The sequence below is a fragment of the Symbioplanes lichenis genome, from assembly GCF_030709675.1.
GTDB lineage: Bacteria > Actinomycetota > Actinomycetes > Mycobacteriales > Micromonosporaceae > Actinoplanes > Actinoplanes lichenis.
Window position 1 is genome coordinate 670,352 of the sequence record NZ_JAUZQD010000003.1, and the last position, 16,663, is coordinate 687,014.

Genomic DNA, 16,663 nt, shown 5'->3' on the forward strand with positions numbered 1-16,663 from the left:
AGTCAGCTGATCAGTGCTCCCGTCGGCAACTTACCGTCCGGAACACCCGCCGTGGCAGCACTTCCGTGGACAAACACGGTCGGACAGGCGCCGTGGCAGAGCAGGTGCGCCGCCACGAGACCGAGCAGCCCGGGGCTTTCCGTCCCCCGGGGGCCGATCAGCAGCATTCGGGCCCCGCGCGACGCGCGTACCAGGGTGGCGGCGGGATCGCCGTGCAGCAGGCGCGTGCGGACCCGCGCGATCCCGCTCACCACGGCGGCCGCCTCGGCCAGCACCCGGCGCCCGCGCTCCGCGGCGGTGGCGTCCACGGCCACATGCACCAGATCAAGAGCGACTTCCCGGCGTACGGCCTCCGCTCCCGCCACGCGCACGGCGAGCAGTGCGCTGGCCGACCCGTCCACCGCGGCCAGCAGGGGTCCCGCCGGGGGCCGCACGCCCCGCGCCACGACGACCGGGCACCGGGCCCGGGAGACGGTCTGCACGAGCACCGACTCCAGGGGCAGGTGCCGCAGGGTCGCGAGCCCGTCGTCGGCGAGCACCAGCAGGCCGGCCGTGCGGCTCAGGCGCAGCAGCTCGCGGACCGGGCTGCCCTCGAGCACCCGCCCGTCGACCCGCACGCCCGGCACCGATCGCCGGGCCGTCTCCGTGGCGTCTCGCACCATCTGATTGGCAACCTGTCGCGCGCCGGCGAAATCCGGGGGATCATCGGAGGAGGCACCGGGCCAGGAGAAGGCGTGCACGATCCGCAGCGGCCGCCCGCGGGCGACCGCCTCACGCGCACCGAGCCGCGCCGCGGCCAGGCCCGCAGCCGTCCCGTTCACGGCCACGACGACAGGAGCAGGTTCCGGAGTCCGCATCGGTTTCACCGCCTCGCACCGCAACCATACGGTCACCAACCATTATCTATGTTGTGACCGCGCGCACGTTTTCGTGATCAATCCCTCAGCGATCGACCGGCTGATGACCCGTTCAGCTTGAGGGTTTACGGTGAACGGCAGGTTATTCGCGACATCTGCCGGTGAAGTGAGGGAAATACATGACGGATGTCAAGCTCGACCACCCCGGTGGCCAACTCTCGCTGCCGGTCCGGCCGGCCGTGGAGGGGCCGGGTGGCATCGAGATCAGCGCCCTCCTCAAGGAGACCGGTTACGTCACCCTCGACCAGGGTTTCGTCAACACGGCCTCCTGCGCGTCGGCGATCACCTACATCGACGGTGACGCCGGCATCCTCCGATACCGAGGGTTCCCGATCGAGCAGCTCGCGGGCCGGGCTTCCTTCCTGGAAGTCTCCTATCTGCTCATCTACGACGCCCTCCCGACCCCCGCGCAGCTGGCCGAGTTCGCGGACAAGATCCGCGTGCACACGCTGCTGCAGGAGGAGATGCGGACCTTCTTCTCCGGCTTCCCGCGCGACGCCCACCCGATGGCCGTGCTGTCCTCGGCGGTCACCGCGCTCTCCACGTTCTACCAGGACGCGCTCGACCCGGCCGACCCCGAGCAGGTCGACATCTCCGGCATCCGCCTCATGGCGAAACTGCCGACCATCGCCGCGTACGCGTACAAGAAGTCCATCGGGCACCCGCTGCCCTACCCGGACAACTCGCTCGACTACGTGGAGAACTTCCTGCGCATGACGTTCGGGCTGCCGACCGTCGCGTACGAGGTGGACCCGAAGATCGCCAAGATCCTCGACATGCTCTTCGTCCTGCACGCCGATCACGAGCAGAACTGCTCCACGTCGACCGTGCGCCTGGTCGGCTCGGCCGGCGCCAACCTCTACGCCTCGGTCGCCGGCGGCATCAACGCCCTCTCCGGCCCGCTGCACGGCGGTGCCAACTCGGCCGTCCTCGAAATGCTCGAGGGCATCCGCGCCGACGGCGGCGACGTCGACTCCTTCGTGCGCCGCGTCAAGGCGAAGGAGAAGGGCGTCAAGCTGATGGGCTTCGGCCACCGGGTCTACAAGAACTACGACCCGCGCGCCGCCATCGTCAAGAAGGCCGCCCAGGACGTCCTGTCCACGCTGGACGTGCAGGACCCGCTGCTGGACATCGCGTTCAAGCTCGAGGAGATCGCCCTCGCGGACGACTACTTCGTGAGCCGCAAGCTCTACCCCAACGTCGACTTCTACACCGGCCTGATCTACAAGGCCCTGGGCTTCCCGACCAAGATGTTCACGGTCCTGTTCGCCCTCGGCCGGCTGCCCGGCTGGATCGCGCAGTACAAGGAGCAGTCCGCCGACCCGGCCACCAAGATCGGCCGCCCGCGCCAGCTCTACACGGGCGAGGCGGAGCGTCAGTTCGTGCCGATCAGCGAGCGCTGAGCTCTTCTTTCCCAGCAGTGGCCGCCCGGCTCCGGGCGGCCACTGCTGTTTGCGCGGTTGTCCGCCGCGCGGTTCGGGCATGGGGTCTGGTGCACAGCGAGGCTGGAGGGCTGCATGGACGTCGTCATCGGGATCGACACCGGGACCACCGCGACCAAGGGGGTGGCCGCGGCGGCGGACGGCACCGTCCGGGCCGTGGTCAGCGTGCACTATCCGTTGTCGGTGCCCGGTCCGGGCCGCGCCGAGCTGGACGCCGCGCGCCTGCGGGACGCCGCCGTCGAGGCGCTGGTCAAGGTCGCCCACGAGGTACGCGACCAGGGCGACCACGTTCGCGCGGTGAGCCTGTCCGCCTTCCTGCACGGCCTCGCGCCCCTGAACGCCGACGGCAGCCCGCGCGGACCATTGATCACGTGGGCGGACAACCGCTCGGCCGGGCAGGCGCGGGAGATCGGCGACGGCGGGCGGGGCAAGGAGCTGCAAGCCCGCACGGGTACGCCGGTGCACCCCATGGCGCCCCTCGCCAAGCTCGCGTGGTGGCGGGCCACCGATCCGGGCACGCTGAAGGACACGCCACGCTGGGGCGGCGTCAAGGAGGTCGTGCTCTCCGGGCTCGCGGACGACCGGTTCGTGGTGGATCTCTCGCTGGCCTCCGGGACGGGGCTCTACGACATCCACGAGCGGCGGTGGGACGCCGAAGCGCTCGACCTGGCCGGCGTACGCGCTGAGCAGCTGGCCGAGGTCGTGCCCACCACCACCCTCCTCCGGCTGCACCCCGAGGTGGCGCAGGCGGCGGGACTGCCTGCGGACACGCCCCTGGTCATCGGGGCCGCCGACGGGCCGCTCGCGAACCTGGGCGTCGGGGCGACCCCGGCCGGCGTGGCCGCGGTGTCGCTGGGAACGAGCGGTGCCCTCCGTACAGTGGTCGATGGTCCTGTGGCCGACAAGGGCGGCCGCCTGTTCTGCTATGCGCTCACCGAGGACAAGTGGGTCCTCGGCGGTGCGATCAACAACGCCGGATCGGTCGTGCGCTGGGCCGGCCAGACGATGGCCGAGGGTTTCGACCGGCCGCCGGCCGAGGGCGAGGACGCCGACGTCCGCGACGCCGCCCTGCTCGTGGAGGCGGCGGGCGCCCCGGCCGGCAGCGAGGGGCTGCTGTGCCTGCCGTACCTGCTGGGCGAGCGGGCGCCGTGGTGGAAGGGCGGGATGCGCGGGGCGTACCTGGGCCTGCGGCGCGAGCACGGCCGGGCGCACCTGGTCCGCGCGGCCGTCGAGGGGGTGTGCCAGCAGCTGGCCCTGGTCCGCGACACGTTCGCGGACGAGGGCATCGAGATGCGCGAGGTACGCGCGACGGGCGGCGCGGTCGCCTCCGAGCTCTGGACCGAGACGCTCGCCTCGGCGCTCGACCTGCCCGTGGCGATCGCGGACACGCCCGAGGGCACGGCGCTGGGCGCGGTGCTGCTGGGCTTCCACTCACTCGGCGACCTGCCCGACCTCGACTCCGCCGCCGCGCTGGTCCCGATCAGTGGCCACACCCGGCCGGACCCCGACGACGCGGCCCTGTACAAGCGGCTGCGCCCCCTGGTGGAACGGTCCGCGCTGGCGGTGACCGACGTGCTGACCGAGCTGGACCGGCTGGCGCCCGAGCCGCTGCCGAGCACGGAGAAGGCGGTCGACGAGGGCCGCGGCCCGGCGGCCGGCGAGCCCGCGTGACGCCGGTTCCGGGTCGCGGGGGAATCTCCCCTACCGTAGTTGCCGGGGGCGCCTCGAACCTCACGTAACGGCGTGGGGAAGCCCACCACCGCTCACGTTGACGTCGTGGGTGCGGGTGAGAAAGAGTGCTTCTCGAGCGGTAGCGGAGGAACCCGGTGCGAGTCCGGGGCGGTCCCGCCACTGTGACCGGGCGTCGCGCGGCGCCCGGGAGTCAGGAGACTCCGGCCGCTCGCACCGACCGACACGCGGGCGTGGACACCCGCGGAAAGGACTCTGGCCGTGACGCCGTACCCGTTCTCCGCCGTCGTCGGCCTCGACGATCTGCGCCTCGCCCTCCTGCTCACCGCCGTGTCGCCCGCCGTGGGTGGCGTGCTGGTGCGCGGCGAGAAGGGCACCGCCAAGAGCACCGTCGTGCGGGCCCTCGCCTCGTTGCTCCCCGAGGTCGACGTGGTGCGGGGCTGCCGCTTCGCCTGCGACCCCGCCGCGCCCGACCCGGGCTGCCCCGACGGCCCGCACGAGCCGGGCGCCCCGCACGGGCACCGGCCGGCCACGCTGGTCGAGCTGCCCGTCGGGGCCACCGAGGACCGCGTGGTGGGCACGCTCGACATCCAGCGCGCGCTCGCCGACGGGGTGAAGGCCTACGAGCCGGGCCTGCTGGCCGCCGCCCACCGGGGCGCGCTCTATGTCGACGAGGTCAACCTGCTGCCCGACCACCTCGTCGACCTGCTGCTCGACGCGGCCGCGATGGGCCGGGCGCACGTCGAGCGCGACGGCGTGTCGGTCAAGCACGCGGCCCGGTTCCTGCTGGTCGGCACCATGAACCCGGAGGAGGGCGAGCCGCGGCCCCAGCTGGTCGACCGGTTCGGCCTGGTGGTGACGGTGGCCGCGCCCCGCGACCCGGTGCAGCGGGCGGAGGTGGTGCGGCGCCGCCTGGCGTACGAGGCGGGGCCCGGCGCCTTCGCCGCGCGCTTCGCCGGCGACGAGGCCGCGCTGGCCGCCCGGATCGTCGCGGCGCGGGCGGCCGTACCGGCGGTGGTGCTGCCCGACGCCGAGCTGGACCGGATCGCGCGGATCTCCCTCGCCTACGGGGTCGACGGCATGCGCGCGGACATCGTCGTGGCCCGGTGCGCGGTGGCGCTGGCCGCGTGGCACGGGCGCGACACGGTGACCGCGGAGGACGTGCGCGAGGCGGCCCGGCTGGCGCTGCCGCACCGGCGCCGCAAGGACCCGCTCGACCCGCCCGGCACGGACGAGGAGCGGCTGGAGGAGGCTCTGGCCCAGGCCGACGCCGACATGCCCGGGCAAGACCCCGACGACGACCCGGACGGCTCGGGCGAGCCCGACGGCGGCCCGGACGATGACGGCGGGGGCCCTGGCGGGCCTGGTTCCGGGGGCGCGCCGCCTTCGTCCGGTCCACCGCCTGTTCCGGCTTCCGGCACCGACTCGCCCGCGACGGGCGACGAGGAAGCCGCCGTGCCGCCGTCCCCGGGCGACAAGCCGGGGAAATCGGGCCCACCGGCCTCGGCCGGAGCCGTCTTCCGCACGCGCAGGTTGACGATCGCCGCCCGCGGTGAGGGCGGCCACGCGGGGCGGCGGTCCCCGGCGTTCTCGCGGCGCGGCCGGGTGGTGGGCTCGCGCGTGCCGCAGGGCAAGCTGCGCGGGGCGCCGCACCTGCCCGCCACGCTGCGCGCCGCCGTGCACCGGGGCGGGGGCGCCGGCGAGACGTTCGTGCAGCCGCGGGACCTGCGCGAGGCCGTCCACGTCGGGCGGGAGGCCAACCTCGTGCTGTTCGTGGTGGACGCGTCCGGCTCGATGGCGGCCCGCCGGCGGATGACCGTGGTGAAGACGGCCGTGCTGTCGCTGCTGCGGGACGCCTACCAGCGGCGGGACCGGATCGGGATGATCACGTTCCGGGGCCGCGACGCCGAGCAGGTGCTCCCGCCCACGTCGAGCCACGAGGTCGGGGTGCTGCGACTGGCGAGCTTGCGCACCGGGGGGCGTACCCCGCTGGCGGCGGGCCTGCGCACCGCGGCCGCGACCATCGCGACCGAGCGCAGGCGGGATCCGCGGCGCAGGCCGTTGCTCGTCGTCGTCACGGACGGGCGCGCGACCAGCGGCCCGGACCCGGTGTCCGTGGCGCCCGCGCTGGCCGGTGTGGCCACCGTCGTCGTCGACTGCGAGTCGGGGCCGGTCCGGCTGGGTCTCGCCCGGCGGCTGGCCGGGGCCCTCGGCGCCGACGTCATGCCGCTCGACGCGCTGAACGCGTCCGGAACGATCGCGAGGGCTGCCTGATGCCGCAGGGAAAGGTCACCACGGTTCCCGACGACGGGCTCACCACGCGGCAGCGCCGCCGGCAGGCCGTGCTCGCCGTCCACACGGGACACGGCAAGGGCAAGTCGACTGCCGCGTTCGGCATGGCCCTGCGGGCGTGGAACGCGGGCTGGCCGGTGGGCGTGTTCCAGTTCGTCAAGTCCGAGAAGTGGCGGGTCGGCGAGGAGTCGGCGCTCAAGGCGCTCGGTGAGGTGCCCGGCGGCGCGCCCGTCGTGTGGAACAAGATGGGCGAGGGCTGGTCGTGGATCCAGCGCGCCGGCAGCGAACGCGACCACGCCGCCGAGGCCGCCGAGGGCTGGGCGCAGATCAAGCGCGACCTGGCGGCGGAGAGCTACGGCTTCTACGTGCTCGACGAGTTCACGTACCCGATGAAGTGGGGCTGGGTCGACGTCGCCGACGTGGTCGAGACGCTGCGCGCCCGGCCCGGCACCCAGCATGTGGTGATCACCGGCCGCGACGCCCACCCCGACCTGCTCGGGGCGGCCGACCTGGTGACCGAGATGACCAAGGTCAAGCATCCGATGGACGCCGGCCGCAAGGGTCAGCGAGGCATCGAATGGTGACCGTCCCGCGGATCGTGATCGCCGCGCCCGCGTCCGGGCACGGCAAGACGACGGTGGCCACGGGTCTGCTGGCGGCGTTCGCCCGGCGCGGCCTGGCCGTCGCGCCGTTCAAGGTCGGCCCCGACTACATCGACCCGGGCTACCACGCGCTCGCCGCCGGGCGCCCGGGCCGCAACCTCGACCCGGTGCTGGTCGGCGAGCAGCTGATCGGCCCGCTCTTCGCCCACGGCGCCGCCGGCACGAGCCTGGCGATCGTCGAGGGCGTGATGGGCCTCTACGACGGGCGCGTCGGCGGGGGCGACACGGGCTCCACCGCCCAGGTCGCGGGTCTGCTCAACGCCCCGGTCGTCCTCGTGGTCAACGCCGCCGCGCAGGGCCGGTCGGTCGCGGCGCTGGTGCACGGCTTCCGGAGCTTCGGCGACGTCCGGATCGGGGGCGTGATCCTCAACCAGGTCGGCTCGGACCGGCACGAGGCCCTGCTCCGCGAGGCGTGCGAGGAGGTCGGCACCCCGGTCCTCGGGGCGATGCGCCGCGCCACCGCCGTCGAGGCGCCCTCCCGCCACCTGGGCCTGGTCCCCGCCGCCGAGCGCCGGGCGGAGGCCCTGGCCTCGGTGGACGCCCTCGCCACGCTGGTCGAGTCCTCGGTGGACCTGGCCGAGGTGATGGCGCTGGCCCGCTCGGCGCCGCCGCTGGACGCTTCGCCGTGGAGTCCGGCGTCGGAGGATCCGGTGCCCGGCCGCCCGGTGGTGGCGATCGCCGGCGGCCCGGCCTTCACCTTCGCGTACGCGGAAACCGCCGAGCTCCTCGCCGGAGCCGGCGCCGATGTCGTGACCGTCGACCCGCTGCGCGACGAGTCCCTCCCCGAGGGCACGCGCGCGCTGGTCGTCGGGGGCGGCTTCCCCGAGGTGTACGCGGCGGAGCTGTCCGCCAACGAGCCGCTCCGAGCCGCCGTGGCCCGGCACGCGGCGCACGGCCTCCCGATCGCGGCCGAGTGCGCGGGGCTCCTCTGGCTGTGCCGCACCCTCGACGGCAAGCCGATGTGCGGGGTCCTCGACGCCGAGGCGGCCATGACCCCGTCGCTGACCCTGGGCTACCGGGACGCGGTCGCGCTGTCGGACAGCCCGCTCTTCCCGGCGGGTTCGCGGGCCACCGGCCACGAGTTCCACCGTACGACGGTGCACCCCCGCTCCGGTCTGCTGCTCGAGCCGGCCGGGGGAGCGGCGTGGGCGTGGCGCGGGGCCGACCCGGAGGGGTTCGCGACGCCGCAGCTCCACGCGTCCTATCTGCACCTGCACTGGGCCGGGGACCGCGCGATCGCCCACCGCCTGGTGACGGCCGCCGCCTCGGCCGGCCCGGTCCCGTCGGTCGCGGCGTCACCCGGCTCGTGACCGTCGCGCTGGGGATCGGCGCCCGGTCGTCGGTGTCGCCGGCGCAGCTCGACCAGGCGGCGGCGGCGGCGCTCGCCGTGGCCCCAGCGACGGTGATCGCCACGCTCGATCGCCGGGGGCCCGTGGTGCGGGAGCTGGCGGACCGGTTGGGACTGCCGCTCGTGACGTTCAGCGCCGCCGAGCTGTCGGACGTGCCCACACCTGGCACGGTGCGGCTGACCGGGGCGCCCAGCGTCGCCGAGGCCGCAGCTCTGCTCGCCGCGGGTCCCGGCGCCCGGCTCCTGCTGCCGAAGACGATCCATGCCGGGGTGGCGGTGGCTCTCGCCCGCTGATTTCGCCCTTGCCGGTTCCGCGCTCGCTTCGCCCGCGCCGGTTTCGCGCCCGCTGGTTCTGTGCGCGTTGTGCCCGGCGTCCTGCCTCTCGTCGGGGCCGCTCAGGTCAGGTCGCGGGGCGGCTTGTAGCTCCACTCGCGGTCGGCGTCGGTGATCGGCCGCACGACGCGCGCGGGCACCCCGGCCACGACCACGTCCGGCGGCACGTTGCCCGTCACCACCGCGCCCGCGCCGACCACCGAGCCGCGCCCGACCGTCACGCCCGGCAGCAGGATCGCGCCCGCCCCGATCCACACGTCGTCCTCGATCACCACGGGCGCCGAGAACTGCGTACCGTCGGAGCGCAGTGCGGGGTGAACCGGATGCCCGGTCGCCGTGATCGTCACGTTCGGCGCGAACATCACGCGGTCACCCACCCGCACCTCGACGTCGTCGACCACGGTCAGCCCGAAGTTGACATAGACGTCGTCGCCGAGAAAAAGATTGTTCCCGTACGCCACCCGCAGCGGCGGCTCGATCCACACCCGCTCGCCGACGCCCCCGAGCAGCTCCCGCAGCAACCGCTCCCGCTCCGCCGTCTCCCGCGGCCGCGTCGCGTTGTAGTCGTGCACCAGCTCCTTGCCCCGGACCCGCTCCGCATCGAGCGCCTCGAGCCCGGCCGCGGAGTCCCGGTAGAGCTCCCGCGACGCCATCCGCCGCCGCACTTCCCGCTCCGCCTCGTTGATCATGATCCGACCCTACCGGCCGGGCCGCGCCAAGCGGCTGGACAGCCACTGCGAGCATGGGAAGCGACGGGGGAGTGGGCGCCGAACCGGTCGATTGCGCAGATGGCGGGCCTCGCCGGCAGCTGTACCGCTGTCTGCGGTGTAGCTAGTACGTCCGATCGGCCCCATACTGAGGACAAGTCGCGACCGGGGCACGCAGACAAAGGAGGCGACACCCAGGTGGAGCTGGGCGCCGCCTCCGGGCATCCGCCCCCGCGGAGAGGGGAGGGAACACGCCCGTGCAGACGACATCCTTCTCCTCTTCTCCGGGCTGGTGCAAGCCCCGCCCGGAGGGAGGTGAACGAAATGACGGTCTACTACCGCGGGCCGGACCCCCGGCGCCCGGAGCTGGTCATCACCGGCCGGCTCGTCAAGGTGCGGGTGCCGGGCGGCTGGCGGGTCTGGCTCATTTCCGAGCTGCACGACCTCGGGGTGGTCCGCCGCCGCCCGGGCCACGAGCGCATCATGTCCGCCACCGGCGGCACGGTGATCCTCGTCGCCCTGGCGGCCCGCCACCTGCACGGCTGGCCGGTGCTGGCCGTCGTGGTGGTCCTTTTGATCAGCCTGGCGATCGCCGCGGCGGAGCACCGCGCCCACCGGCGGCGGGTCCCCGCGCAGCTCCGCGCGAGCTACCGGGGCACCGACGTGGTCGTCGCCGAGCTGCCCCGCCGTGATCTGGAAGCGGCCTGCCGCGGCTTGATCCGTGCGATCGAGCACAGACAGGACACAACCGGCGGGTAACCGAATGACAGGGCCGGGCCGATCCGGGTGCGATAGTCTCCCGTACCTGCGGTACCGCAGATTGCGGTACCGCCGACTCGGCCCCTGTCCCGACCGGCTCTCGAAAGGCAACCGACGTGTCTGCGCAAGGAGAGTCTCCCGCCGTCGCCCGGCGGCGGGTGCGCCTCGCCCTGCGCAAGGCCCGCGAGGCCACCGGCTGGAGCCAGGGTGTCGTCGCCGACCGCACCGGCTGGTCTCTCTCCAAGGTGCAGCGCATCGAAGCCGGTGACGTCAGCGTCTCCGGCACCGACCTCCGCGCGCTTCTCGATCTCTATGGCATCTCCGACCCGGAGGAGATCGACCTGCTTCTCGAGGAGGCCCGCATCTCCCGCCGCCAGCGCTGGTGGGCGGGCCGCGAGTACCGGGAGCATCTGACGCCTGCCTACTCCCAGCTCCTGCAATTCGAGGCGGAGGCCACGGCGATCCGGTTCTACCAGCCCGTGCTGGTTCCCGGCATCCTGCAGGTCCGCTCGTACGCGGAGTTCCTCATCAGCTGGTTCGACAAGAGTCTCTCGGACGAGGACCGCCGCGTGCGGCTCGATGTCCGCCTGCAGCGGCGGGCCAACGTGCTCGACGTCGAGGAGGGGCCGCAGCTGCTGCTGATCCTGGACGAGTCGGCGCTCAAGCGCGAGATCGGCGGTGTCCGGGTGATGGCCGAGCAGCTCGAGGATCTGGCCGAGGTTGCCCGGCGCCCCCAGGTCAACGTCCGGATAGTGCCGTTGCAGGAGGGGGCGATTCTCGGCGTCATCGGCTCCTTCCAGGTGCTGGATCTCAGCGACGACCCCGGCGACGCGGTGCTCTATCGCGAGCGGCACATTCGCGACAGTCTTGATCATGACCGAGCCGAAGTGCAGTTCCATCGCTCTACCTTCGAGGACCTCTGGCGGCTCTCCCTGAACGAGGAGAAGACGATTCGTGCGATCGAGGCGGAGGCCCTCTCGCTGCGCACGCGGGCTGATCGCTTGTAGACCGCCGTGTTGAGCACGCTCCGGAGAGCATCCGGCGGCGTTCGTTGATTGTTGAACAGAGAATGGATGAGAGGCATGGCAGCCACAATGAAGTGGGTCAAGAGCAGCTACTGCTCCGACAGCGCGTGTGTCGAGGTGGCCCTCGACGGTGACACTGTCGCGGTGCGGGACGGCAAGAACCGGGAGGGCGCCGTGCTGCGGGTGTCCAAGCCGGAGTGGCAGGGCTTCGTCGCGAAAATTCTCGCCGGCGACTACCCGCGCTGACACGATGGTGCGCACGACGGCGTGCTGTCGTGCGCATTCCGGCGCTCTTTCCTCCCAGTAGCCACGTCCGTACCCTGTGTGCAGGACAGGAGGTTCTCATGACTGAGAAGCCCGACCGGCTCAACTGGCAACGCAGCAAGGACTGCGCCGACTCGGCCTGTGCCGAGGTCGCCGAGGCCGGCGATACCGTCCACCTGCGCAACAGCGCGCAACCCGAGGTGGTGGTGACCTACTCGAGAGCGGAGTGGGAGGCCCTCAAGCGCGGGATCGCCGCCGGGCAGTTCTAACTCTCAGGGCAGCTCCCATTCGTGAACCGGGATGTTCTCGTGCATGAGGGGGAGGTAGCGCTTCAGCATTTCGTGGAGGGCCTGCTGGCGGTCCATGTGGCCCTCGCCTTCCAGGTGGTGCAGGGTGTCGACCTGCCAGGTGGCGCCGTTGCGGCCGGTCAGGCAGCGTTGCTCGATGATGCCCAGGAGGCGTTCGCGCTGGTCCGCCGGGACGCCCCAGCGGTTGAGGCCCTCGTGGGCCAGCGGCAGGAGGCGGCGCAGGACCAGCTCGGAGACGGGGACATAGCCCAGGCCGGGCCAGAAGACCGAGGCGGCGATGCCGTGGCGGGCGCAGGAGTGGAAGTTCTCCTCGGCGGCGCTGAAGGACATCTGGGTCCAGATCGGGCGGTCGGCCTCGGCCAGCATGCGGACGAGTCCGTAGTAGAAGGCGCCGTTCGCGACGGTGTCGACCACGGTGGGGCCGGCGGGCATCACCCTGTTCTCGACGCGCAGGTGCGGCCGGCCGCGTACGACGGCGTAGATCGGCCTGTTCCAGCGGTAGACGGTGCCGTTGTGCAGGCGGAGCTCGGAGAGGGCGGGGGTGTCGCCGCTCTCCAGGATCTGCTCCGGGTCCTCGTCGTCGCAGATGGGCAACAGGGCGGGGAAGTAGCGGACGTTCTCCTCGAAGAGGTCGAAGACCGAGGTGATCCAGCGTTCGCCGAACCACACCCGCGGCCGTACGCCCTGAGCTCTTATTTCCTCGGAGCGGGTGTCCGTGGCTTGCTCGAAGAGCGGGATCCGGGTCTCGCGCCACAGCTCGCGCCCGCAAAGGAGCGGTGAGTTCGCGCCCAGGGCCACCTGGACGCCGGCGACGACCTGGGCGGCGTTCCAGTACGCGGCGAACTGCTCGGGGCTCACCTGCAGGTGGAACTGGGTGCTGGTGCACGCCGCCTCGGGGGCGATGGAGTCGGTCGTCACGGCGAGGCGGTCGACGCCGTCGATGCGGATGTCGAGGTCCTCGCCCCGGGCGGCGAAGATCTGCTCGTTGAGCAACGCGTACCGCGGGTTCCTGGACAGCGACGTGGCCGTCAGGTGCTCGCGCCGCAGGGTGGGCAGGATGCCGATCATGGCGGTGTGCACGCCGACGCTCCGGGCGTGCTTCTCCGCGTTGTTGAGGCTGGCCCGCAGCTCGCGCTCGAGGTCGGCGTTGCCGTCGCCGCCGAGGCGCCGGGGCGCGACGTTGATCTCGATGTTGAACTGGCCCAGCTCGGTCTGGAAGTCCGGGTCGGCCAGCGCGTCGAGGACCTCCTGGTTGCACATCGCCGGGTCCGCGTCCTCGCCGACCAGGTTCAGCTCGATCTCCATGCCGGTCAGCGGCCGCTCGAACTCGAACCGCGACTCGCGCAGCATCAACGCGAACACGTCGAGGCTGCGCCGGATCTTCTGCCGGTACTGCGTACGGTCCTCGCGCGAGAACTCGTGCCGTGCGACCTCTTCGCCCACCTGCGCCACCGCCCTTCGCCGAGCCTGCAACTACTATTCCGATCAACAGTCAACGCCGACCGCCGGAGAGAATGTGCGCCGCATACCTGCCCTGTTCGCCGCCGTCGCAATCGCCGAAGCGGTGAGTTGGGCACTGCTGCTGACAGGGATGTTCTTCAAGTACGTCGTGGTCAAGAACGAGATCGGCGTGCAGATCGCCGGTCCGATCCACGGTGCCATGTTCATGGCGTACCTGGCGATGACCGCGCTGCAGGCCCGGGCCGGGGGCTGGCGCTGGTGGGTGACGCTGGTCGCGCTGGCGTGCTCGATCCCGCCGTTCGCGACGCTGGTGTTCGAGCGCTGGGCCCGGTCGCGGGGCCTTGTCACGGACGGGTCACCTTTGCCGGCGACGCAATCCTGAGCGCCTGAACGGGGCAAGAAGGGGGCATGCGACGCCTGCTCCCGGTCGTGCTGACGCTGGTGCTCGCGGCCTGCACCCCGCAGACCGCGAGGCAGGCGGCGCCCGCGGTGACCACGCCCGCGCCGGTGGCGCCGATCGCGTGGACCACCGGCTGGGCGGCCGCCCCGGCTGCCGCCGTGCGGTATCAGGACGCCGGCTACACGGTTCGCAACGTGGTTCACCTCACGGCCGGAGGCTCCGCCGTCCGCGTCCACCTCACCAACCGGCTCGGCGACAAGCCCCTGGTCGTCGGGCACGCGACGGTGGCGCTCCGGGCGTACCAGGGAAAAGCGCGAGCCGGGACGCTGCGGTCTCTCACCTTCGGCGGCCGCAGGGCCGTCACGATCCGGGCCGGCGCCGGCGCTGTCAGCGATCCCGCCCGGCTGGCCGTGCCCGCGCAGGCCGACCTGCTGGTCAGCGTCTGGGTGCCGAAGCCGGTGGTACGGGTCACGACGCACCCCACCGCCATGCAGGACTCGTACGTGAGCCGCAGCCGGGCCGACCACGCCGCCGACCTCTCCGGCCGCGCGTTCGGCGAGGTGACCCGCGTGTGGCACTACGTGAGCGAGGTCGACGTCGCCGGCGGTCCCGGGACGGTCGTGGCGCTGGGCGACTCGATCACCGACGGCATCCGCTCGGGGCGCAACGACAACGCGCGGTGGACCGATTGTCTGGCCGCCCGGCTGCGCAAGGACCGCAGGACCGACGACTACGGGGTGGCCAACGCGGGGATCACCGGCAACCGCATTCTGCTCGACGCCTACTGGCCGCACTACACCGTCTATCAGGACGCCGGGCCGCGGGCGCTGAGCCGGGCCGATGACGCGTTCGGGGCGGCGGGGGCGCGTACGGTGATCATCCTGCTCGGCATCAATGACATCCAGCAGTGGCCGCACCAGCGGGCGGAGGCCGTCATCGCCGGGCTGCGGCGGCTCATGGCCCGGGCGCGCGCCGACGGGTTGCGCGTCGTCGTGGGCACGCTGACGCCGTGGTACGGGTGGAAGACCTGGACGGCCGGCCGCGAGCGCACGCGGCTGGCCGTCAACAAGTGGATCCGGACCACGGGCGCGGTGGCCGATTTCGACGCCGCCGTCCGCGACCCGGACCGGCCCCGCCGCATGCGCCGCGAGTTCGACAGCGGTGATCACATCCACCCGAACGCGGCCGGGGACGCGGCCCTCGCCGCGGCCGTCCCGCTCGGGAAGCTCTAGGCGCGGCACGCCTACCGTAGCCAGGCTGCCACCAGCGCCAGCACGACCAGCAGACCCAGGGCGGCCTGCAGCAACAGCCCCGGGCCGAGGTGTGTCCACGGGGTGGGGACCCAGGGGGTGTACGGCCGCAGCGTCTCGCAGTTGACGATCTGCTGCAGCCGGGCGGCGAGATCGGGGTCCTTCTGCTGGACGGTGCGCACCTGCACGAGGTCGCCGCGGCGCAGCGCCGACTGGGGGAGCTGGCCGTGCATCTCGACCTCGTACACCTGGCCCAGGTCGTCGCGCAGCCGCACCGGCGTGACCAGGTACTCGGGGCCCTTCTTCAGGTCCTTGAACGAGCGGCGCTTCCCGCCGGTGCCGCCGCTGCGCAGCAGGGACAGCAGCAACGAGCCCAGGGTCTGCGCGATCATCGCGGTGACGTAGACCGCGACGAGGACGGGCTGACCGATCTTGACCGTACGTGTGTACGAGGCGCCGTAGCCGGCGAAGCGTCCGGTGATGACCGGCCCGGCGTGCCGGAGGATCTGCTCGCGGTACAGCTCGGTGTCATCCATGGGGATCACCTCCAGGGGGGTTCCACCATGATACGGAGAGCAATGTTGGCGACACAGTGAGTGAATCGAGCGTTCCTGGACCACGGTAGCGCCGCGGTGATCGTTTGACCTGGACATGAGCGGGAACCTCCTGGTCCGCCGCTCTTCATCTGGTGGAGGACCCATGAAACTGCCACTGCCACGTGGCCCCGTCTCCGAAGCCGTGACGGCCGCCCTCGTCCAGGCGCCGCACGACTTCGCGGACCCGGGGGAGCCGGACTCGCCCGACGACCTGCACCTCGCGCTCTTCGTGCTGTACGAGCTCCACTACCGCGGCTGGGACGGCGTTGACGACCGCTGGGAGTGGCAGCCGGGGCTGATCGGGCTGCGGAGCCGGCTGGAAGAGCTGTTCGAGGCGGACCTGCGTAGCTTCGAGGTTCCTTCGCCGGTGGACGACGTGCCGCACGCGCTGGTCAAGATGACGCAGGAGACCGGCGGCCCGTCGCTGTCCGGCTACATCCGCGGGCGGGCGACCTGGGAGCAGTTCCGCGAGTTCGCCACGCACCGCTCGGTCTACCACCTGCGCGAGGCGGACCCCCACACCTTCGCGATCCCCCGGCTCGGCGGTGCGGCCAAGGCCGCCCTCATCGAGGTCCAGATCGACGAGTACGGCGGCGGGGTGACCCACCGCATGCACCAGGAGCTGTTCAAGGACACACTCCGGGCGCTCGACCTCGACACCACGTACGGTGCCTACGTCGACGTGGTCCCCGCCGCCACGCTCGCCAACAACAACCTGATGTCGCTGTTCGGGCTGCACCGGCGGTGGCGCGGGGCGTTGCTGGGACACCTGGCCGCGTACGAGATGACCTCCACCGGCCCGAACCGGCACTACGGCAACGGCCTGCGCCGGCTCGGCGGGGACGAGGTGGCCACCCGCTTCTACGACGAGCACGTCGAGGCGGACGCGGTGCACGAGCAGATCGCGGCCTTCGACATGTGCGGCTCGTTCGCGGCGGCGGAGCCGGAGCTGGCGGGCGACGTGCTGTTCGGGGCGCGGTGTGTGCTGTCGATGGAGGATCGCTGGGCGGAGTATGTGCTCGGGCGGTGGGCGGCGGGGGAGTCGTCCCTGCGGATGGCGCTGGCCTGAGCTGGGCTTTCTCTGAGCTGGTCACTTTTTTGGGGCGCCGTTGCTTTCGACGGCGCCCCTTCCGCGTCCGCTTCGGCGGGCGCGTTCTGGCCCGATTCCACCGGGCGCGTTCCTGTCTGCTTCGCCGGGCGTGTTCTTGTC

The 16,663-nt window shown here is 72.5% G+C and carries 17 protein-coding genes and 1 riboswitch; of the genes, 13 read left to right on the plus strand and 4 right to left on the minus strand.

Going from position 1 to position 16,663, the window contains the following annotated elements:
- Positions 1-2 precede the first annotated feature (2 nt).
- Positions 3-857, minus strand: a complete 855-nt coding sequence (locus RAN62_RS10125; RefSeq protein WP_305784275.1) for a universal stress protein — start codon at positions 855-857, stop codon at positions 3-5.
- Positions 858-1,036: 179 nt separating this feature from the next.
- Between RAN62_RS10125 and RAN62_RS10130 the strand changes: the two genes are divergently transcribed.
- From RAN62_RS10130 to RAN62_RS10155, 6 genes are all read left to right on the plus strand, one after another.
- Positions 1,037-2,320, plus strand: coding sequence for a citrate synthase (locus RAN62_RS10130; RefSeq protein ID WP_305784276.1), 1,284 nt, complete (start codon positions 1,037-1,039; stop codon positions 2,318-2,320).
- 114 nt (positions 2,321-2,434) lie between these two features.
- Complete coding sequence (locus tag RAN62_RS10135) at positions 2,435-4,030, plus strand: gluconokinase (RefSeq protein WP_305784277.1); 1,596 nt, start codon at positions 2,435-2,437, stop codon at positions 4,028-4,030.
- Positions 4,031-4,150: 120 nt separating this feature from the next.
- Positions 4,151-4,274, plus strand: a riboswitch (cobalamin riboswitch).
- 35 nt (positions 4,275-4,309) lie between these two features.
- Complete coding sequence (locus RAN62_RS10140; RefSeq protein WP_305784278.1) at positions 4,310-6,322, plus strand: VWA domain-containing protein; 2,013 nt, start codon at positions 4,310-4,312, stop codon at positions 6,320-6,322.
- Positions 6,322-6,924 (plus strand): cob(I)yrinic acid a,c-diamide adenosyltransferase, encoded by a 603-nt coding sequence (cobO, locus tag RAN62_RS10145; protein WP_305784279.1) that lies wholly within the window; start codon positions 6,322-6,324, stop codon positions 6,922-6,924. The genes RAN62_RS10140 and cobO overlap by 1 nt, the downstream gene beginning before the upstream one ends.
- A complete protein-coding gene (locus RAN62_RS10150; protein WP_305784280.1) occupies positions 6,918-8,312 on the plus strand; it encodes a cobyrinic acid a,c-diamide synthase CobB in 1,395 nt (464 codons plus the stop codon). Before cobO ends, RAN62_RS10150 begins: the two co-directional genes overlap by 7 nt.
- The gene (locus RAN62_RS10155) at positions 8,309-8,644 is read left to right on the plus strand and encodes a cobalamin biosynthesis protein (protein WP_305784281.1); all 336 of its coding nucleotides are present in this window, start codon (positions 8,309-8,311) and stop codon (positions 8,642-8,644) included. Before RAN62_RS10150 ends, RAN62_RS10155 begins: the two co-directional genes overlap by 4 nt.
- Before the next feature lie 101 nt (positions 8,645-8,745).
- Here the strand turns inward: RAN62_RS10155 and RAN62_RS10160 are convergent, their stop codons facing one another.
- Positions 8,746-9,372 (minus strand): sugar O-acetyltransferase, encoded by a 627-nt coding sequence (locus tag RAN62_RS10160; RefSeq protein ID WP_305784282.1) that lies wholly within the window; start codon positions 9,370-9,372, stop codon positions 8,746-8,748.
- 342 nt (positions 9,373-9,714) lie between these two features.
- On the opposite strand from RAN62_RS10160, the gene RAN62_RS10165 reads away from it, so the two are divergent.
- The 4 genes from RAN62_RS10165 to RAN62_RS10180 all read left to right on the plus strand — a co-directional run bounded on the left by RAN62_RS10165 (position 9,715) and on the right by RAN62_RS10180 (position 11,707).
- Entirely contained in the window at positions 9,715-10,149 is a 435-nt protein-coding gene (locus RAN62_RS10165) for a DUF6232 family protein (RefSeq protein WP_305784283.1), read from the plus strand.
- 116 nt (positions 10,150-10,265) lie between these two features.
- Positions 10,266-11,156 carry a helix-turn-helix domain-containing protein gene (locus RAN62_RS10170; RefSeq protein WP_305784284.1) on the plus strand — a complete coding sequence of 297 codons (891 nt, stop codon included), beginning with the start codon at positions 10,266-10,268 and terminating at the stop codon, positions 11,154-11,156.
- A gap of 75 nt (positions 11,157-11,231) precedes the next feature.
- Entirely contained in the window at positions 11,232-11,420 is a 189-nt protein-coding gene (locus tag RAN62_RS10175; RefSeq protein WP_305784285.1) for a DUF397 domain-containing protein, read from the plus strand.
- A gap of 98 nt (positions 11,421-11,518) precedes the next feature.
- Positions 11,519-11,707 carry a DUF397 domain-containing protein gene (locus tag RAN62_RS10180; protein ID WP_305784286.1) on the plus strand — a complete coding sequence of 63 codons (189 nt, stop codon included), beginning with the start codon at positions 11,519-11,521 and terminating at the stop codon, positions 11,705-11,707.
- A 3-nt stretch (positions 11,708-11,710) separates the two neighbouring features.
- On the opposite strand, the gene RAN62_RS10185 is transcribed toward RAN62_RS10180, so the two are convergent.
- Positions 11,711-13,189 (minus strand): glutamate-cysteine ligase family protein, encoded by a 1,479-nt coding sequence (locus tag RAN62_RS10185; RefSeq protein ID WP_305784287.1) that lies wholly within the window; start codon positions 13,187-13,189, stop codon positions 11,711-11,713.
- Positions 13,190-13,310: 121 nt separating this feature from the next.
- On the opposite strand from RAN62_RS10185, the gene RAN62_RS10190 reads away from it, so the two are divergent.
- Both RAN62_RS10190 and RAN62_RS10195 read left to right on the plus strand, forming a co-directional pair.
- A complete protein-coding gene (locus tag RAN62_RS10190) occupies positions 13,311-13,589 on the plus strand; it encodes a DUF3817 domain-containing protein (protein WP_438874480.1) in 279 nt (92 codons plus the stop codon).
- A gap of 26 nt (positions 13,590-13,615) precedes the next feature.
- Positions 13,616-14,839 carry a GDSL-type esterase/lipase family protein gene (locus tag RAN62_RS10195; RefSeq protein WP_305784289.1) on the plus strand — a complete coding sequence of 408 codons (1,224 nt, stop codon included), beginning with the start codon at positions 13,616-13,618 and terminating at the stop codon, positions 14,837-14,839.
- A gap of 11 nt (positions 14,840-14,850) precedes the next feature.
- On the opposite strand, the gene RAN62_RS10200 is transcribed toward RAN62_RS10195, so the two are convergent.
- A complete protein-coding gene (locus tag RAN62_RS10200) occupies positions 14,851-15,393 on the minus strand; it encodes a hypothetical protein (RefSeq protein ID WP_305784290.1) in 543 nt (180 codons plus the stop codon).
- A 163-nt stretch (positions 15,394-15,556) separates the two neighbouring features.
- On the opposite strand from RAN62_RS10200, the gene RAN62_RS10205 reads away from it, so the two are divergent.
- On the plus strand, positions 15,557-16,522 hold the full coding sequence (locus RAN62_RS10205; RefSeq protein WP_305784291.1) for an iron-containing redox enzyme family protein: 966 nt from the start codon (positions 15,557-15,559) through the stop codon (positions 16,520-16,522).
- Positions 16,523-16,663 lie beyond the last annotated feature (141 nt).

Bases quoted from the DNA above. Each gene is read 5' to 3' on its own strand.
- RAN62_RS10125 (WP_305784275.1), bottom strand. From the start codon at position 857: ATGCGGACTCCGGAACCTGCTCCTGTCGTCGTGGCCGTGAACGGGACG.
- RAN62_RS10130 (WP_305784276.1), top strand. From the start codon at position 1,037: ATGACGGATGTCAAGCTCGACCACCCCGGTGGCCAACTCTCGCTGCCG.
- RAN62_RS10135 (WP_305784277.1), top strand. From the start codon at position 2,435: ATGGACGTCGTCATCGGGATCGACACCGGGACCACCGCGACCAAGGGG.
- cobO (WP_305784279.1), top strand. From the start codon at position 6,322: ATGCCGCAGGGAAAGGTCACCACGGTTCCCGACGACGGGCTCACCACG.
- RAN62_RS10150 (WP_305784280.1), top strand. From the start codon at position 6,918: ATGGTGACCGTCCCGCGGATCGTGATCGCCGCGCCCGCGTCCGGGCAC.
- RAN62_RS10160 (WP_305784282.1), bottom strand. From the start codon at position 9,372: ATGATCAACGAGGCGGAGCGGGAAGTGCGGCGGCGGATGGCGTCGCGG.
- RAN62_RS10165 (WP_305784283.1), top strand. From the start codon at position 9,715: ATGACGGTCTACTACCGCGGGCCGGACCCCCGGCGCCCGGAGCTGGTC.
- RAN62_RS10175 (WP_305784285.1), top strand. From the start codon at position 11,232: ATGGCAGCCACAATGAAGTGGGTCAAGAGCAGCTACTGCTCCGACAGC.
- RAN62_RS10180 (WP_305784286.1), top strand. From the start codon at position 11,519: ATGACTGAGAAGCCCGACCGGCTCAACTGGCAACGCAGCAAGGACTGC.
- RAN62_RS10195 (WP_305784289.1), top strand. From the start codon at position 13,616: ATGCGACGCCTGCTCCCGGTCGTGCTGACGCTGGTGCTCGCGGCCTGC.
- RAN62_RS10200 (WP_305784290.1), bottom strand. From the start codon at position 15,393: ATGGATGACACCGAGCTGTACCGCGAGCAGATCCTCCGGCACGCCGGG.
- RAN62_RS10205 (WP_305784291.1), top strand. From the start codon at position 15,557: ATGAAACTGCCACTGCCACGTGGCCCCGTCTCCGAAGCCGTGACGGCC.